Origin of the sequence: Streptomyces chromofuscus, from assembly GCF_015160875.1 — a bacterium.
Classification (GTDB): Bacteria; Actinomycetota; Actinomycetes; order Streptomycetales; family Streptomycetaceae; genus Streptomyces; species Streptomyces chromofuscus.
In genome coordinates, this window is the sequence record NZ_CP063374.1 from 168417 (window position 1) to 185505 (window position 17089).

The 17089-nt window shown below is 68.6% G+C and carries 12 protein-coding genes and 1 pseudogene; 9 read left to right on the plus strand and 4 right to left on the minus strand.

Going from position 1 to position 17089, the window contains the following annotated elements; translation table 11 throughout:
• The first annotated feature begins 521 nt into the window (after positions 1–521).
• From IPT68_RS00650 to IPT68_RS00665, 4 genes are all read left to right on the plus strand, one after another.
• Positions 522–1508 carry an aldo/keto reductase gene (locus IPT68_RS00650; RefSeq protein ID WP_189697670.1) on the plus strand — a complete coding sequence of 329 codons (987 nt, stop codon included), beginning with the start codon at positions 522–524 and terminating at the stop codon, positions 1506–1508.
• A gap of 477 nt (positions 1509–1985) precedes the next feature.
• A complete protein-coding gene (locus IPT68_RS00655) occupies positions 1986–2579 on the plus strand; it encodes an RNA polymerase sigma factor (protein WP_189697669.1) in 594 nt (197 codons plus the stop codon).
• Positions 2579–3301 (plus strand): hypothetical protein, encoded by a 723-nt coding sequence (locus IPT68_RS00660; protein WP_189697668.1) that lies wholly within the window; start codon positions 2579–2581, stop codon positions 3299–3301. Before IPT68_RS00655 ends, IPT68_RS00660 begins: the two co-directional genes overlap by 1 nt.
• Positions 3302–3925: 624 nt before the next feature.
• A complete protein-coding gene (locus IPT68_RS00665; protein WP_189697667.1) occupies positions 3926–4693 on the plus strand; it encodes a polysaccharide deacetylase family protein in 768 nt (255 codons plus the stop codon).
• Positions 4694–5177: 484 nt separating this feature from the next.
• Here IPT68_RS00665 and IPT68_RS00670 read toward each other — a convergent pair whose 3' ends face one another.
• Positions 5178–6395, minus strand: coding sequence for an NAD(P)/FAD-dependent oxidoreductase (locus IPT68_RS00670; RefSeq protein WP_189697666.1), 1218 nt, complete (start codon positions 6393–6395; stop codon positions 5178–5180).
• 295 nt (positions 6396–6690) lie between these two features.
• Between IPT68_RS00670 and IPT68_RS00675 the strand changes: the two genes are divergently transcribed.
• Together IPT68_RS00675 and aceE are read left to right on the plus strand one after the other, a co-directional pair.
• On the plus strand, positions 6691–7176 hold the full coding sequence (locus tag IPT68_RS00675; RefSeq protein ID WP_189697665.1) for an RrF2 family transcriptional regulator: 486 nt from the start codon (positions 6691–6693) through the stop codon (positions 7174–7176).
• Positions 7177–7293: 117 nt separating this feature from the next.
• Positions 7294–9975 (plus strand): pyruvate dehydrogenase (acetyl-transferring), homodimeric type, encoded by a 2682-nt coding sequence (gene aceE / locus IPT68_RS00680; RefSeq protein ID WP_189697664.1) that lies wholly within the window; start codon positions 7294–7296, stop codon positions 9973–9975.
• Positions 9976–10061: 86 nt separating this feature from the next.
• On the opposite strand, the gene IPT68_RS00685 is transcribed toward aceE, so the two are convergent.
• A complete protein-coding gene (locus IPT68_RS00685; RefSeq protein WP_189697663.1) occupies positions 10062–10925 on the minus strand; it encodes an SDR family NAD(P)-dependent oxidoreductase in 864 nt (287 codons plus the stop codon).
• A gap of 149 nt (positions 10926–11074) precedes the next feature.
• On the opposite strand from IPT68_RS00685, the gene IPT68_RS00690 reads away from it, so the two are divergent.
• On the plus strand, positions 11075–11725 hold the full coding sequence (locus IPT68_RS00690) for a TetR family transcriptional regulator (RefSeq protein ID WP_228040121.1): 651 nt from the start codon (positions 11075–11077) through the stop codon (positions 11723–11725).
• A 293-nt stretch (positions 11726–12018) separates the two neighbouring features.
• On the opposite strand, the pseudogene IPT68_RS00695 reads toward IPT68_RS00690, so the two are convergent.
• Positions 12019–12135 (minus strand): annotated as a pseudogene (locus IPT68_RS00695) (hypothetical protein); the annotation flags it as partial.
• Between the two features lie 425 nt (positions 12136–12560).
• Complete coding sequence (locus tag IPT68_RS34740) at positions 12561–13337, minus strand: lamin tail domain-containing protein (RefSeq protein ID WP_322734591.1); 777 nt, start codon at positions 13335–13337, stop codon at positions 12561–12563.
• 780 nt (positions 13338–14117) lie between these two features.
• On the opposite strand from IPT68_RS34740, the gene IPT68_RS00705 reads away from it, so the two are divergent.
• Together IPT68_RS00705 and IPT68_RS00710 are read left to right on the plus strand one after the other, a co-directional pair.
• Complete coding sequence (locus IPT68_RS00705) at positions 14118–15140, plus strand: AraC-like ligand-binding domain-containing protein (protein ID WP_228040123.1); 1023 nt, start codon at positions 14118–14120, stop codon at positions 15138–15140.
• Between the two features lie 1044 nt (positions 15141–16184).
• On the plus strand, positions 16185–16490 hold the full coding sequence (locus tag IPT68_RS00710; protein ID WP_189697660.1) for a hypothetical protein: 306 nt from the start codon (positions 16185–16187) through the stop codon (positions 16488–16490).
• The last annotated feature ends 599 nt before the right edge of the window (positions 16491–17089 follow it).

Here is a 17089-nt window from a genome sequence, read left to right on the forward strand (position 1 = left end):
GAGGCGCGGCTACTCACGAAGGCCGTGTGGCCGCCGCCGCGCGGTCGAGTTCGACCGTGAGCCGGAGGAGATGGGGCATGCCAGGAGCGCATCGCGCTGATGCGCCCCATCCTCGACCGGCTCACCGAGCAGGCGGCCGCAGATCGGGCCGGGCGCGGCCCGTCGTCGACGCACCGGACGGGACCAGCCCGGCATCCGCACCTCGCGCCGACGGCCTCCTGACCGATCAGGAAGGCAGGCGCCGTCGGCTGGAACGGAAAGCCGCTCATCGAGAGCGGAGCTACAGCGAAGCGGATGGCGCCTATGCATCCATCCACCTATGCACCTATGGCAGCTGCGGCGGCGCCTGCGGCTCGTCCGGTCCTGTCGTGTCCCGTCCCAAACGCTGGGAACACGGTGTTACGTAGCGGCTCAAGCTCACAACACATGGTGTGTGTACAGTGCAATCCGCCGGGTCGGGAGCTCGTCGCGGGGCGTGCCCCGCCCCGGCGCGTAGCCGAGTGAGATGGGAAAGACAGCACATGAGAACGGTTCGACTGGGCAATCAGGGGCTGACCGTGTCGGCGCAGGGCTTCGGCGCGATGGGCATGAGCGGGGCGTACGGCGCGAGTGACGACGAGAAGGAGTCCATAGCCACCCTCAACCACGCCGCAGACCTCGGCATCACCCTGTTCGACACGGCCGAGTCCTACGGCCCCTTCGAGAACGAGCGGCTGCTGGGCCGGGCCCTGGGGCACCGGCGTGACGAGATACTGCTGGCGACCAAGTTCGGTCTCGACTTCACGGACGATGGTCAGCCCGGCCCCCTGGACGGCCGCCCCGAACACATCCGCCGCGCCGTCGAACGTTCCCTGCGGCACCTCGACACCGACCGCATCGACCTCTACTACATGCACCGCCTCGACCCGAAGACCCCGGTCGAAGAGACGATCGGCGGCATGGCCGAACTGGTCGCGGCGGGGAAGGTACGCTACATCGGCCTGTCCGAGGTGTCCGCGGACACCGTCCGCCGTGCGCACGCCGTGCACCCGCTCACCGCCGTGCAGTCGGAGATGTCGCTGTTCAGCCGGGACCTGCTGGAGTCCGGAATCAAACAGACCCTGGACGAGCTCGGCATCGGCCTGGTGGCCTACTCCCCCATCGGCCGGGGATTCCTCTCGGGTGCCATTCGCAGCGTGGACGACCTGGAACCCGACGACTCCCGCCGCGGACTTCCCCGGTTCTCCCCGGAGAACATCGCAGCCAACCTGGAACTCGTCGAGCACATCCGGGTCGTCGCCGAACACCATGGCGCGACCCCGGCGCAGGTGGCACTCGCCTGGGTGGCCGCGCAGCAGGCAGTGCCCATCCCCGGCACCAAGCGCCGCAGCTACCTCGCCGAGAACGCGGCCGCGGCCGACCTGGTGCTCACGGCGGAGGACCTGGCCTCACTGGACGCGGTTGTCCGCCCCGACACCGTGCATGGCGCCCGCTACACGCCGCAGCAACTCGCCTCCACCAACCGCTGACCGTGCTCCGCGCGTCCCCCGGACCAGGTCCAGCCGGCCGCCGCTGCGAGAGGGCCCCGCATCTGCGGCATCCCGGCGGTACCGGGGGTGACGGGCCCAGCGCACGTCTTGTGTGGTCCCTGCTCCGCGACGTACCAGTCATGCCTTGGGAACGCGGCTCATTCCTGCTCCCAGGTACGCGCCGGTCGAGCCACCTGCGCGAAGCACTCCTCACGCGGGCGCCCCGGTGTCAACAGCAACAGCATGTCGGCCGGGGCGCCGGAGTGGAGTTGAGAAGCGTCAGCCCGACCTGCGGCACGCGCAGGCAGTCACCCTACGGGCATCCACCCACTGCACGCCGTCAAACACACGCACTGTGCTGTCCAAGAAGAAGCACAACAGTGCCGACAACCTTGGGAATACGCTCGTTGTGTAACGCCTCGGCTTGTGGACGCCAAGAGGGAGTGAAGGGGGACGGGCAGAGAGCAAGGAGTCGATGTGAGGCAACCGCCGGGCGGTTATGAGGTGGCGAGGATCGGAGAGGATCCGGAAGCGTTCGAGGCGTTCTACCGCGAGCACGTGCAGGCTGTGCTGCGGTACGCCACTCGGCGCTGCCGTGATCCGCATGCCGCGGCCGACCTGGTCGCCGAGGTGTTCCTGGCGGCCATCTCCGCGGCCCACGGCTACCGGGACGAACTGGGCAGCCCGGTCGCGTGGCTGTACGGCATCGCCCGTAACGTCGCGGCCTCCGAGGAACGGCGCGCCGCTCGGGCGTGGGCCGCCGAACGGCGGCTCGCCGGCCGTCGTTTGCTGGATGGCGACGACATCGCCCGGCTGGAGGAGCGAATCGACGCCGAACGTGATTACCGCGCACTGCTGGCAGACCTGGCCGCGCTGCCGGCGGGCCAGCGGGCCGTACTCGAGTCGGTCGCGGTGGACGGGCTGACCGTCGCCGAGGCCGCCACGGTGCTCGGGATCACCCAGGTGACCGCCCGGGTTCGGCTGCACCGCGCCCGGCGCGCCCTCAAGTGTGCGCCTGAGACGACAGTTCTGGAGTCTGCTCCACCCTTCTCGTCCCTGATGGAGGCCTGATGAACTCCGAACGCTTCGAGGAGCGGTTGATGCACGAACTGAAGGATCACGTCCGGCAGCGCGCCGAACCAGCAGGCATGCGCGCAACGGCCGACGCACGGCCAGTGACGAGCCGCCGAGTGCGCTGGGTCCTGGTCGCCGTGGCCGGGGGCATGGCGGCCGCAGTGGCGGGCACGACGCTGACCCTCGCTCCGTCCAGGCCGAACACCGAAGCGGGCCCGGCAAGCTCTTCCCCAGACGGCCGAACCGTCGGCCGGATCGCCAACGTCGCCTACACGGTGGAACAGCAGGGCACCGGCAAAGTCAAACTGACCATCGAGGACCCGTCGCGCAGGCCTGATGCCGAGGCCCTGAGCAGGGATCTTGCCCGCGTGGGTGTGAGGGCGAAGGTGCTGCTCGGTGACTCGGACTGTCCGTTCTCGGGCCCGTTCGCGGGCGCAAGCCAGACCCCCGAGGCCACCACCTCGGCACGGCCCGAGTCGGAGGCCGCCGAAGATACCCGCGGCCGGGCCTCCTCCTACATCACCGAGGAGAACGGCAAAATCGTCGCCTACGTGGACCCGGCGACTGTGCCGACCGGAGGCACACTCGTCATCGGTTTCCCCGCCGCTCACACCAGGCGTCCCCTCGGCTCCATGACGATCACGGATGCCCCGGACGACGGCCCCGGCTGCATCGCATCTGCACCCACGGACGGCACCCGATCCTTCCTGCACCAATAGCCTGCCGGCCGCCGATACCGGCGCCGACCGTCACAGAGCGTATCGACGGCCTCCCTGCCCCCCTTGCCGAGGAGACACCGAGCAGCCCCACCGCCACGGCGTGCCTCAGGAGAGGGAAGGAGGCGACGACGGCCAGCGCAAGCAGGCCGTGCAGCACGGCACGGGCCACATAGGGACGTCTCGTCGTCCGAGAGTCCGCGCCTTTGTGCGCGTCGGACGCCAGCGATGTGCGGGGACCGAGGACTGAACGCCAGCGTGGACGAGCACCGTTACGTCGCCCGCTGCTGCGCCAGTTCGGCAGGGGACTACTGAGCCTTCCGGCGGACCGATACAGCAGTCCCCTGTGATGCCGCAGGCTTCCGCACGCTCTCACCGAGCCTCCCCTGTCCTGCCGTGCCTGACTGCGGCGGCGGCAGCCCCATCGGGGCGTTCCCTGGCTCCTGCGTCATCTCCACCACCTCCGGGTCCGGTCACCTTCGAGGTCGCTTCGCCATGCCCGACGATGCCGAGCCACCGCGACTTTGCGCGGACTTTCTTCCCTCTTATTTCCACCGCATCGAATGACAGATCTGTCGGCCCCCGAAACAGGAGCGTCCAGTTATGGGTCAAACAAGAGAGCGTGTGATGACGCACTTCACGAAGAAGCGAAATCGCCTGCTCATAGTCCTGGTCGTGGCCGTGTTGGTGGCTGGAGTCATCGCCGTCAAGTCGACCTTCAAGGACACTCTTTCCCCGCGAGCCGTACGCGAAGAGGCTGCCGCGAAGGCCAAGGTTGCCCCGGGGCAGGTTGACTGCAGCACCGAGAAATGCATCGCGCTCACATTCGACGGCAACCCCGGCGAGCCGACCGACCGACTCCTGGACCTCCTGAAACAGTACAACGCGCCGTCCACGTTCTTCCTGGAAGGCAGGCGCATAAACAGGCATCCGGACGTGGTACGGCGAATCGCGGACGAGGGGCATGAGATCGGAAATCACACCTGGAGCCACCCGCGACTGACCGACGTCTCCGACCAGCAGATCCGGGACGAGATCATGCGGACCGAACGCGCCATCTCTGACATAACGGGAAAAAAGTCCACTCTCATGCGGCCGCCTCAGGGCCGAACCGACGACCGGGTCTCCGACATGATGCGGGACTTGGGACTGGCGCAAATCCTGTGGACGGTCACTGCGAAGGATTACCAGACGACCGACTCGGCGCTCATCACCGAACGTGTCCTCGACGGCGCCGGTCGCGACGGAATCATACTGCTCCACCCGCTGCACGGAGGCACCGTGCCCGCAATGCCCGCCATCTTGAGAGAACTCACCGCTCAGGGCTACACGTTCGTCACGGTCTCCCAGCTCCTCCACCCGGCCACCGCCCAACCCGGAGAGACGTACCGCTGATTTCCGGGGCCCGCAGGTGTCGTGGCCGATGTGCACTCACTCGGTGAGAGGCCCTGACCGCGCTGGTGGAGCCAGGCGAACCGTTCAACGCCCAGGGCCACTTGCCCAGATCGGAGCCGTGGGCTGTGCTCTCGCGGCCATTGTGGGTGTGATGCCGCGGGCCCGGATGGGGTTCTGCCTGGTCGAGTACGACGATCCGCGCTTCGTGGAGCTGGCCCGATGCAAGTAACGAGCTGAGGGACTCGGACAGTTGGGCAGTGCTCCGCCCGCACCGGCGGCACTGCGATGCGGTCCGGTGCTCACCCGTCTTGCATGCGCATCACGCGTGCCCGGAGACCCGACGCAGCAGCGGACCCCCTCCACCGCCGACGACAAGGCGGGAGACGCCTTGCCGTCGGCGGTGGCACGTGCCGAGGTGGACGCGGCGCTGGGCGCTCCCTGACCCGGTCATGGAGCTTTCCTCGCCCCCGCGGCGACAACCGCCTCAGCCGCTGACTTCCTCCATCGACCAGCTGTCGCCATGGTCGGCGAGCTCGAGAATCGCGGCGGCGTCGTCGACCGGCGGATAGATCCATTCGGCATTGATCTGCTGCTTCAGCGCCTTCCCCCGGTCGCCGGTCTTCTCCACGATCCGGTCCCAGCCCGTGGTGACCACCGCGCCGGCGGATCCGAGGTCCAGACACGTGACGTAGGGGTTCGGGGTGAAGGGCGCCAGTTCCAGCCCGAGGACGTCGGCGGCCACGTTGTGGCCGGCGAACTTGCCCAGAGGAATGGCGTGCTGGCAGCTCTGCATGACCGTCTGCCCCTCGTCGGCGGCAGCGGCCGCGGTGTCACCGGACGCGAACACCTCGGGCACTCCCCGTACGCGCAGGAACTCGTCCACTCGCAGTCGCCCGTTCCGGTCCCGCTCTGCGGGGATGTACTGGGTGAGAGGGCTGGCGGCCATGCCGGCCGTCCAGATCACGGTGGACGCAGGGATGAGTTCTCCGTCGGAGAGCTCCACCTCAGTCTCGGTGACCCGTTCGACCGTCTTGCCCAGACGCACCTCGACTCCTGTCTCGCTGAGGGCGGAGCTGATGTGCGGGCGCGGGCCCTCCCCCAGCTCGGGCCCCAGGACATCGGCACGTTCCACCAGGACGACCCGGACATCGGCGGCGTCGCCTGCCAGGTCCCGCAGTCGGCCGGTCAGCTCTGTGGCCACCTCGAGGCCGGTGAAGCCCGCTCCGATGACGACCGCGGTGAAGCGTCCAGGCGTCGACGCGCGCTGCGGCAGCCGGCGCACATGGTGGTCCAGAGCCGTGGCGGCATCGAGCGTGTCCACGTCGAAGATCCACTGAGCGCCCGGAATCGTCGGGCGCACGACCTGGCTGCCGGAGGCCAGCACCAGACGGTCGTAGCTCAGCACGGTGGTACGGCCGCTTCGGTCGACCGCGTCCACCGTCCGGGTGCCGGTGTCGATGCCGGTGACGGTCGCGGCGATCCGCCGTACGCCGATCGGACCGAGAACCCGGTCCAGCGCCACGCGCTTGTTCTCCGGATCGGACTCGTAAAGCCGCGGACGGATCACCAGGTCGTCGCCGCTGCTGACCACCGTCACCTGCAGCTCCGACTGCGGCACGCCATGGGCACGCGCCGCGCGCACGGCGGCTGCGGCCGACCACACGCCGGCGAACCCGCCGCCAATAACCAGGATATTTTTCATCCAGAATCACTCCACAGAAGTACGCGCCCAGGGCGCAGCGCACAGGATCGGGGTGCTCGAACGCCCGGATCAGCCAGGGCGTCGTTCACGCAACGAGCGGGCGAATCGATCCCGGCACACAACCAAGGAGGCGTCATTCAGCCGACGCCACCCGCTCAGATATCTGGATAGTAGACATCCAGTTTACCAGCGTCAAACCCTGCACGCGCCCCATCGGGGTGGCGAGGCGCAGCGAGGCAACGAACGGCAGCGACGGCATTTTGCACCCGGAAAACTGGATGTGTAGTATCCAGGTATGCGAACCGGCAAAGGTGTCGAATGGGCGATGCACACGCTGCTCAACCTGGCATGGCTCGGTGGCGGCGAGCCCGTGCCGACGGCACAGCTGGCTGCCGGTCACGACCTGTCGCCCTCCTACTTGAACAAGCAGCTACAACAGCTCGTCAAGGCCGGTTTGCTGGAGTCCGTGCCCGGCGCACGGGGCGGCTTCCGGCTGGCCAGACCCTTGGAGGCCGTGTCATTGCTGGACGTGGTCGTCGCCGTCGAGGGTGACGAGCCCCTCTTCACCTGCGCCGAGATCCGTCGCTGCGGCACGATCGGCGAGCGATGCCCGAACGCCGCCTTTACCCGGCCGTGCGCGGTGAGGACCGCCATGGGGCGAGCCGAGACGGCCTGGCGGAAGGCGCTGGCCGAGCAGAGTCTCGCCGACGTCCAAGCTTCGAGCGACGCGCACAGCGCCGACATGGCGACACGGGTGCGCCAGGCCTTCGGGGTCGACTGATTCATTTCGCGCGCGGCCCTGACCGCGCGCTCTTCACGGAGGTGATTCTGGATGAAATATATCCAGGAAGACTCTCACGGGGGCAGTGCTGTCAGCAGCAGGAAAGAGGCGAGCACCATGACCGAGGACACACTTGGCCGGCCGAGCGAACCGGGTCAGAGTCCCGACCTCGACCCCGAGGAGACCGCCGAGTGGGCGGCGTCCGTCGACGCCGTCGCCGCAGCCGCCGGGCCACACCGCGCCTCGTACCTCATGCGGCGCACCCTCGAGCACGCCGAGCGTGTCGGCCTGGTCCTGCCGAAGCTTCTGGAAAGCGATTACGTCAACAGCATTCCCACGGCAGCTGAGCCGTCCTTTCCCGGCGACGAGGAGATGGAGCGGCGCATCACCGCGTGGAACCGCTGGAACGCGGCCGCGATGGTGACCCGTGGAAGTCGCTACGGGCTCGGTGGCCACATAGCCACCTTCGCCTCCGCCGCGTGGCTCTACGAAACCGGCTTCAACCACTTCTTCCGGGGCAAGGACGCGGACGGTTCGGGCGACCAGCTCTTCCTCCAGGGGCACGCCTCCCCCGGCATCTATGCGCGCGCCTTCCTCGACGGCAGACTCACCGAGGAGCAGCTGGACCGCTTCCGGCAGGAGACGGGACGCGGAGGCCTGCCGTCCTACCCGCACCCGCGCCGGCTCCCCTGGTTGTGGGAGTTCCCGACGGTTTCGATGGGCCTGGGCCCGCTCACCGCGATCCACCAGGCACGCTTCAACCGCTACCTGCGCCACCGCGGCATCAAGGACACCTCCCTTTCGCACGTGTGGGCGTTCCTCGGCGACGGCGAGATGGACGAACCCGAGTCGACCGCTGCCCTGGCTCTCGCGGGCCGCGAAGGACTGGACAACCTCACCTTCGTCGTCAACTGCAACCTTCAGCGACTCGACGGACCGGTGCGCGCCAACTTCAAGATCGTGCAGGAGCTGGAGGCCCAGTTCCGTGCGGCGGGCTGGCACGTCGTGAAGGCGCTGTGGGGCACCGCCTGGGACGATCTGCTCACTCTGGACACCACGGGCGCCCTCGTACGGCGCCTGCGCGAGGTTCCCGACGGGCAGTTCCAGACGTACGCGACGCGGGACGCGGCGTACATCCGTCAGCACTTCTTCGGCGCGGATCCAGACCTGGTCGAGATGGCGAGGGTGCTGACCGATGCGCAGATCATCGACTGCTTCCACACCTCGCGGGCCGGGCACGAACCACGCAAGGTCCACGCCGCGTACCGTGCGGCCGTCGAACACCGGGGCGCGCCGACGGTGGTGCTCGCCCAGACGGTCAAGGGCCACACGCTTGGCAGCGGATTCGAGTCACGCAACGCCAATCACCAGATGAAGAAGCTGACGGGCAGGGAATTCCGCGCGCTGCGAGACCTGCTCGACCTGCCGATCCCGGACAGCAGGCTGGACGGCGACCTGGTCCCGTACGTCCACCCGGGCACCGACTCTGCCGAGGTCCGCTACCTCCACGAGCGCCGGGCGGCACTGGGTGGTCCCGCTCCGGCACGCAGGTTCCACCCCGTGGCACTGCCCTCCCCCTCGGCCAGACACTTCCAGGCGCTGGCCCAGGGATCGGGGACCCAGGAGATCGCGACCACCACGGCACTCGTCCGTCTGCTCAAGGACCTGATGCGGGAGGCAGACACCGGCAGGCGATGGGTGCCGATCGTGCCGGACGAGGCCCGCACCTTCGGCATGGAGTCCTTCTTTCCCGCCTTCGGTATTTACTCCCCGGTCGGGCAGAACTACGAGCCGGTCGACCGTGACCAATTGCTCTACTACAGGGAGGCTCAGGACGGCCAAGTTCTCAACGAGGGCATTACCGAGGCCGGTTCCATGGCCTCCTTCACGGCCGCCGCCACCTCGTACGCGACACACGGCGAACCGATGATCCCCTTCTACATCTTCTATGCGATGTTCGGCTGGCAGCGCACAGCCGACCAGATGTGGGCGCTGGCCGACCAACTCGGCCGCGGCTTCCTCGTCGGGGCCACCGCCGGCCGCACCACCATGACCGGCGAAGGCCTTCAGCACGGTGACGGTCATTCCCACCTGATCGCCTCCACCAACCCGGCAGCGGTCGCCTATGACCCCGCCTTCGCTTACGAGATCGCCGTCATCGTCCGCGAGGGACTACGCCGCATGTACGGCCCGGACGCGGAGGACGTGTTCTACTACCTCACCGTCTACAACGAGCCCAGGATCCAGCCGGCCATGCCGTTGGAGCCCGGCGTGGAGGAGGGCATCCTCAAGGGTCTGTACCGCTTCCGGCAGGCCGAGAGCCACCACCCGTCGGCGAACGTCCCGCGCCTGCAACTCCTTGCCTCCGGAACCGCCATTCACTGGGTGCTGGAAGCGCAGCGGTTGCTCGCCGAGGACTGGGGCGTGGCCGCCGACGTGTGGTCCGCCACTTCCTGGAGCGAGCTGCGGCGCGACGCACTGGAGTGTGACGCGGCACGGCTGCGGGGAGAGGAGCGGGTGCCATACGTCACGCGTGCGCTGGCCGGAGCGCCGGGACCCGTGCTGGCGGTCAGCGACTGGATGCGAACGGTCCCGGACCAGATCAGCCAGTGGGTGCCCCAGGAGTGGCATTCGATCGGCACGGACGGGTTCGGCCTGTCCGGCACCCGGGAGGACGTACGCCGCCACTTCGGGGTCGACGCCCAGTCGATCGTCGTCGCGGCGCTCTCCGCCCTCGCCCAGACCGGCCAGGTCAAGCCGGACGCGGTGCGAGAGGCCCGAGCACGGTACGGCCGGTGAACCCGCCGGTGCACGGGGCTCGAAGCAGCCCGCAGCCTCATATGCCTCCGCCGCCCACGAACTTCGTGCTGTAGCGATCGGCAGGTTCAACTGTCAAGCCAACGGGAACCGTTGTCCTCGGCCTGGTCGTGGTCGGTGGAGCAGCTGAGGTGCCGCCACTTCTCGTCCTCCTCCAGGCGCCTGGTCCAGCCGGCACGCCCGTAGGTGTAGGCGTCCGAGCCCAGGAGCAGGCGCAGGGGGGGTTCGTCAAGGTCGGCGACGGTGAGGACGACCTGGGCCACCTTGGCTGGGTCACCGTTCGCCTCGCGGGCGAAGTCCTTCATCGCCTCGGCAGCGGCTCCGACGGTGGGCTGGTACGGCTCGCTGATGGGCGGGGTGTGCATGGAAGCCCCTGCCCAGTCGGTGCGCATGCCGCCCGGTTCCAGGACAGTGATCTTGATGTTCAACGGGCCGACTTCGGCGGCGAGGACCTCGGAGAAACCACCCACGGCCCACTTGGCGGACTGGTAGGCGGTCATACCGGGGCTGGCGATGCGGCCGCCGAGAGAAGAGATCTGGATGATGTGACCGCCGCCCTGGCGGCGCAGCAGGGGCAGAGCGGCCCGGCTGACGTACACCGTGCCGTAGAAATTGGTGTCGATCTGGCGGCGGAACGCTTCGAGGGACGTGTCTTCCAAGGAAGCGCGGTCGCCCTGACCGGCGTTGTTCACCACGACGTCCAGCCGCCCGAAGGCGTCGACGGTCTCGGCGACGACACGTTCGGCGGCGTCGGGCTGCGTGACGTCGAGCTGAGCGGTACGGATCTGATCGCCGTGGGCGGTGACCAGATCTTCCAGGGTGCGCGGGTCGCGGGCGGTGGCCATCACCCGGTGCCCTGCGGTGAGGGCGGCCGTGACGATCTCGCGGCCCAGGCCGCGGGAGGAACCAGTGACCAGGAAAACCTTGGACATGGGACGAGCTCCGTTTTCAAGGGATGGGTGCGCGTGGGCTTCGCCGAGGCGATGGTGTCCGCGCGCCGAGTTAACGCAATTGCCTTGCGTTAATGTCACGCTAGCACGCCACTCCGGTTTACGCAGCGGGAGTGCGTTAAGGTGTGGTCATGCAGCGCCGAGCCCGTTCGCCCGAAGCCAAGCTCCGCCGGGCCGAAGACCTGCTCGAGGCAGCCCGAGGGCTGGCCGCCGCCCGAGGCGGTGTTCGCCACATCACGCTGGCGTCCGTCACGGAGGCCGCCGGCCTGCACCCCTCCGCCGTCCGCCGCTACTTCGACAGCAAGGAGGAACTCCTGCTCGAACTGGCCGAACGCGGCTGGCGACAGTGGCACGAGTCCCTCGCCGCCCGTCTGGTCGGCACCCGCGGTCTCGCGCCGGAAGGGGTCGCGGCCGTCGTGGCCGCCACGCTCGCTGCGCAACCGCTGCTCTGCGACCTGCTCACCCACGTCCCGCTCAGCCTCGAAGGAGACGTCTGCATCGAACGCGCCCACCGCTACAAGACCAACACGTTCGCCGTGTACGACGCCATCGTCGACGATTTGACAGCCGCCAGCACCATGACCAGCGCACAGGTGCAGGACCTCATCACCGTGGCGTTGGGGCTGACCGCCAACCTCTGGCAGATCTCCCATCCCACACCCACGCTTGCCGAGCTCTACGCCCAGCATCCCCGTTGGGGGCACATTGCCCTCGACTTCGAACCGCGACTGACCCGCTTGCTCCAGGCCACGGCCACCGGTCTCGCTACCGTGGAGACGTAGGCCTGTGCCCTGGTGGAGGTCGGCGCGTCGCTCGTAGCGGATGCGGAGCCCCCCGGTCCTACGCGGCCGGCCCCGTCGGCCGACCGCGTTCGCGTGCGCTCACAACAAGATCCGCGGCACGTACCAGTCGGACTGTGCGGTCGGCGGCGGCCGGCGCGTCGGCACGGTGGGCGCGCAGCAACTGCCGGCGCTTGACGACGCCCCCGGCATGCGGTGGAGCCGGAACGAGCCGGGCTTGTGCGCCTCCTTGGTGGTTGCGGGTCGGGTGCGGGACCGGCAGGCTCTGTGCGGGACTACGTTCTTGCTCCACACAGCGGCGCCGTGATGGCCACCCGGACGGCGCGGCCGTCGGCGAGGGCGGGCTCGCGGCGCACGAGTCCTGCGGGCTCCAGGTGCGCCACCGTGGCGGTGACCGTCGGCTGGGAGCACGGGACGCGGTCGGCGAGGGCGCAAAGGGCCGTACTCTTTCGGGATCGCGCAGTGCAACCCCGCCGCGACGGTCAAGCCCGGCTCCGGCGACCCCGTCGGCCCTTCGACGAACAGCTGCTGTGACGCACGGCCGGCCGTCCCACGTTCGCGGACACGGCAGTGCCGTCGCTGCTCCTCGAGATCCGTGCGCCAGGCAATCGCCAAGTGCCTCCGGAACCGGTCACCACACGCTGTCCCCAGAGAACAACGAAGCCACGCAGAAGCCGAGCGAGCGTAGGTGTCGAAAGGCGCTCGTCGCCGGACACGGCCCACACGCCGGCGGCGCGCCCGGGCGAGCAGGGCCTGGGCGCGCCAACAACGGATGGCAACTGCGGATACCGGCTACCGGTTCACCGGCACGCGGGGGTCAGTCACGACCGCTGAGACGGTCGCCTCCGTGACGTCCGCGGTCGTGGTGGCGGCTGTCGCTACGGTCGTGGCGTCCGCTGCCGTTGCGGTCGTGGTGGCGGCTGTCGCTACGGTCGTGGCGTCCGCTGCCGTTGCGGTCGTGGTGGCGGCTGTCGCTACGGTCGTGGCGTCCGCTGCCGTTGCGGTCGTGGTGGCGGCTGTCGCTACGGTCGTGGCGTCCGCTGCCGTTGCGGTCGTGGTGGCGGCTGTCGCTGCGGTCGTGGCGTCCGTCGCGGTCACCTCCGTGACGTCCGTCGTCGTTGCGGTCGTGGTGGCGGCCGCCCCAGGAGAGGGCGTCGATGAAACGGCCCCAGTCGTTGCGCAGGGTGGCGGTGTCGGAACGGTTGTCCCACACGTGGTCGCGGCGATCCTGGTACAGGGCGCCGCCGCGGTCGCGGCCCTCGCCCGTGTGGATACGGACCGTTGCCCGACCCGCCAGGCGGAAGCGGTCGAAGGTGTAGGTGTTGCCGTCCTCATCGGACAGCGTCCAGCCGTCCAGGTTCACGCCGCGGCGAGTGGTGTTGGTGACCTCCACCCACTCCCCGTTCAGGGAACGGTTGGAACGGGTGTCACGGCCCGGGGAGTCGTACTGCACAGAACTGATCTCGACGGCCGGGCTGCGCCAGTCACGGTCGGCCGCGGACGCCGGCGCTGCGACGCCGGCCCCCGCCAGAGCAGCAGCCGCCAAGGTGGCGGCGGCCAGACGGCGCGGGGTCACACACGGGTAAGGGAACACAGGCTCTCCCTGCCAAGGTGCCGGCACCCACGGGCGTCTGACATCAGCCGCCCGTGGGTGCGTGGTGCGGACGTCGGCCTGCTGGCCGACGTCCGCCACACTGCCCACCGGCCGGCACAACACGGGCACCACGCGACCGCTGTTACACATTGCCGACATACTCGTGACACTCGCCTGTATCGCCCATTTACCCATTCATAGGCGTAAGCACTTATCAAGTAGGGCAATTGGGTAGCCGTAAGGGCGGGCGCGGCCCCCTTGTGTGTCACGCCGCAGGGTACGCGCCCGCGGACCACGTGACCGCCACCCCTCCCCCGCCAACCGGACGCCGGGACGCGGCCGCGCGGCCGACGGGGCCACGCGATCGCCGGCCGGGGGCGCGGTTCATGCTGTCGCCGCCGGAGAGACTGCGCGACGAAACCTGCGTGGCGAACCTGGACCTGAGCGCGCGCTGAATGCCTGGGAGGACCCGCTCCGGCCCGTCGCATGACAGCGGATGTGATGGAGTTGCCGCTCCCACCCGGCCCGTGCGGTGGGTGCGCATGGCGGCCGGGCGCCGCAGGCGCCGAGTACACCACCAGCCGGCGTGGAACACCGGCGTACGACGGCCGTTGCTGCAGCCGGGCAGCAGCGTCCGGATCGTGCCCGGCTGTCCCTCCCGTCCGGATCACGACACCTCCGGCCGACGGACCTGGCTGCGGACGCATGGATTCTCCATGTGACTCTGGATAACCTCCCTGCCCAGTGGGGACGTCACGCGTCCCGATGAGGGGAGGATGCATGGTGCTGGTGACGGATTTCCGGACGGCGGATCTACCGGTGGCCGAGCGATTCGGATCCTGGCACGACATGACAGCCAAGGCGTTGATACCGAATGTGATCCGCAGCGACCACGAGGCGGATTTCCGGGCACGGGCGCGAGTGCTGCAGCTGGGCGACCTTCAGGTGTCGGCCCTGGCCTACCCGGCGTTGGAGACGCGTCGGTCGACGCAGCTGATACGAAGATCGGACCCCGATGGTTACCAGATGATGCTGAGCCTGCGTGGGGGCCACCGGATCCTTCAGGCAGGCCGGGACTCCGTCTGTGGCGCCGGGGACATGATGCTCTACGACACCTCGCGTCCCTGGCACGGCTGGACAGCCGACGACTCGGACAGGGTGAAGGGGGTGATGGTGGCATTCCCCCGGGCGCTGCTGCCGCTGCCGGCGGACGAACTGGACCGGCTCACTGCCGTTCCGTTGCCGGGGCGCGAAGGTCTCGGGGCCGTATTGTCCGGGTACCTCGTGCAGTTGACCGCGGGTGCCGCCGCCTACACCCCAGCGGATGACAGCCGCCTCGCCGCGTGCACTCTCGACCTGCTGACCGCGTACCTCGCCCACTACCTTGATGCCGACGCATCGGTGCCGCCATCAGCTCGCCACAAAGCCCAACTGCTGCAGATTCGCGCCTTCGTACAGCGACACCTCGACGACCCGGACCTGTCCCCGGGGGCGATCGCCGCCGCGCACCACATGTCCCTGCGCTCCTTGCACCGCCTCTTTCAGCAGGAGGGCTTGACCGTCGCTGGTTGGATCCGCGGCCGTCGGCTGGAGTCCTGCCGACGCGACCTGGCCGACCCACTCCTGCGCTCCCGATCGGTCCGTGCCATCGCCGCCCGCTGGGGGTTCTCAGACCCCGCGCACTTCAGCCGCGCTTTTCGCGCCGCGTACGGCATGTCCCCCGGCGAATACCGGCATCTGGTACCGACCGGCCTCGACTCGTCCATGGCAGGGGCGAAGTCACCGGCCGATGCCCCCGCCTGACGCGTGATCTGTTCAGATGCGGCCCGCGCGCGCTGCGCCACCGAGGCCTTGTGATGCCCAGGGCGATACTGCGCGATCAAGCGACCAACGGACGTCCAGGGCCGGGGCACGACGTGGCTCGGCTCGGGTTCCGGGCCTTGAATTGCCCGGAGACTCTGACATACCCCGTTCACCAAAGCCGTGACGTCTACCCCGGATTCCGTCAGTAGGCGACGAGTACCTCGCTGTAGCCGGGAAGTCCCAGTAGAACTTCGTCCCATCGCGGTATCCGTTGCACGTGCCCGTACGACAGAAGCAGGTCTGCACGTAAATACCGCGGTCGGTGGGCTTCAGGTTGATGTCGTTGCAGTAGGCCGTAGTGGTCAGCAGGGCGCCTCCCCACGGCCCCTCCCACGAATCGTTCGTGCAGTAGGACCGGGCACGGCCGTAGCAGGTAGCAGCGCCGGCCGGCGTGCTGGTGGCCGCGGTGATTCCACCAGCCGCAAGAACAGCGGCACCATGGTTGCCACGGCACGTGAACCAATTGGCACGTTGTTCCTTTCTTCGGGGTTACGCATGGGCCGAGCACTCTCGCTGTTGATACGGCGACCCGACTACCGGCGTCGGCCTCGGTTCACCCCGCCTCGTCGCGGCGTCGGCCGGAACGGGCAGCAGCGAACCACCAGCGGTCCGACTGTGGCACGCCGATGACCGGAAGGTCATTGACAGCGAATGCCAAATGCATTGACGATGCGCGCCAAATCGGCTCGCCTCACCCTCACTTGACTTCGCACCGGTGATTCCCGACGCCCTTTGGGTGATGATTCCGGCCAGAGCAGGGAATCTTGGCTTGGAAAAGTACTTTCGGCCGGTCGGTAACTTCTGCCAGCATCCGCTGCTGCCGATGTGAACGACATTGACCACGAGGGCACGCACTGACCTGTGCGCCACCAGCAGGACCCATGGGAAATACGCAGCTCACTAATGCACTACAGAAAGGGAAAAATGAGAATCCGTGCGATAAAGACGCCTGCCAGGCTGGCTTCGGTACTGGCAGGTGTCAGCATGTTCGCCCTCGCCAGTGCCTTCCCGGCGCAGGCGGCGAGCTACTACCGGGTGTACGAGGGCAGCGACTACGCCGGCGTCGGTGCTGACCGCTCCTGGGTCGAGGTCTGCGACATGGAGCGGGACGGCAACGGTGTCTCCGCCATCTTCTACGTCAGGAACGGCCAGGGCGGCACAGTACGAGACGGCAACGGATCGAGTGCCGGCTGCGGGAACGCACGGTTCTCCGGCACGATCGTCGCCGTCGAGTTGTGTGAGCTGCAGTTGACCGGTCCCCTGTGCGTGTACCGGACCGTGCCCTCCTAGGGTGCTCTGACAAGGCCCCTTACTCATCGGTCCGGTGGAGCGTTTGTCAGCCCTTGCCCCAGCTGGGCAGGCCGGCAACACCGGGCCGGTGAAAGGGCCTCAAGAGAGCAGGCGCGCAACGGCACGACGCGGGCGTCCGCCACATCCGCACCCCCGCAACCCCGCGGCTGTCCCTCTGACGTCTGTCGCAACATCAGTGGCGTCACGACAGGTGTCGAAGACCGAGCCGCTGGGGATGCGCTGCGACGCGGCAAGCCGCACACGGATTCGGGGGGGGGTGCTGCCCGTCGGCAGTGATGGAACGATGGGAAGGGACGCTGCCTTGGACGTCCGACCACCGCGCGAAGAAGAGGCCGGCGCGGCTGCCGTGTGACGTCGACTGCCTGCGCAGATGAAGCGTACGGAGCGAGCCCTCGCGACGGTCGTCGGCTCAGTGGCAAGCAACGCGGTGGGGGCCCCTTTCGAGCTCGGTTCCCCACACCTCACGCCGAGTGGGGCTGCCCGCGACCGGCCGCCCACGACTGGCCCGCACGGCCCTCACGGCCCTCACGGCCCTGGACGATCGCTGCCGTGGCGGTGCGGGTTCGACCGCGACGGTT

Bases quoted from the DNA above. Each gene is read 5' to 3' on its own strand.
- IPT68_RS00650 (WP_189697670.1), top strand. From the start codon at position 522: ATGAGAACGGTTCGACTGGGCAATCAGGGGCTGACCGTGTCGGCGCAG.
- IPT68_RS00660 (WP_189697668.1), top strand. From the start codon at position 2,579: ATGAACTCCGAACGCTTCGAGGAGCGGTTGATGCACGAACTGAAGGAT.
- IPT68_RS00665 (WP_189697667.1), top strand. From the start codon at position 3,926: ATGACGCACTTCACGAAGAAGCGAAATCGCCTGCTCATAGTCCTGGTC.
- IPT68_RS00670 (WP_189697666.1), bottom strand. From the start codon at position 6,395: ATGAAAAATATCCTGGTTATTGGCGGCGGGTTCGCCGGCGTGTGGTCG.
- IPT68_RS00675 (WP_189697665.1), top strand. From the start codon at position 6,691: ATGCGAACCGGCAAAGGTGTCGAATGGGCGATGCACACGCTGCTCAAC.
- aceE (WP_189697664.1), top strand. From the start codon at position 7,294: ATGACCGAGGACACACTTGGCCGGCCGAGCGAACCGGGTCAGAGTCCC.
- IPT68_RS00685 (WP_189697663.1), bottom strand. From the start codon at position 10,925: ATGTCCAAGGTTTTCCTGGTCACTGGTTCCTCCCGCGGCCTGGGCCGC.
- IPT68_RS00690 (WP_228040121.1), top strand. From the start codon at position 11,075: ATGCAGCGCCGAGCCCGTTCGCCCGAAGCCAAGCTCCGCCGGGCCGAA.
- IPT68_RS00705 (WP_228040123.1), top strand. From the start codon at position 14,118: ATGGTGCTGGTGACGGATTTCCGGACGGCGGATCTACCGGTGGCCGAG.
- IPT68_RS00710 (WP_189697660.1), top strand. From the start codon at position 16,185: ATGTTCGCCCTCGCCAGTGCCTTCCCGGCGCAGGCGGCGAGCTACTAC.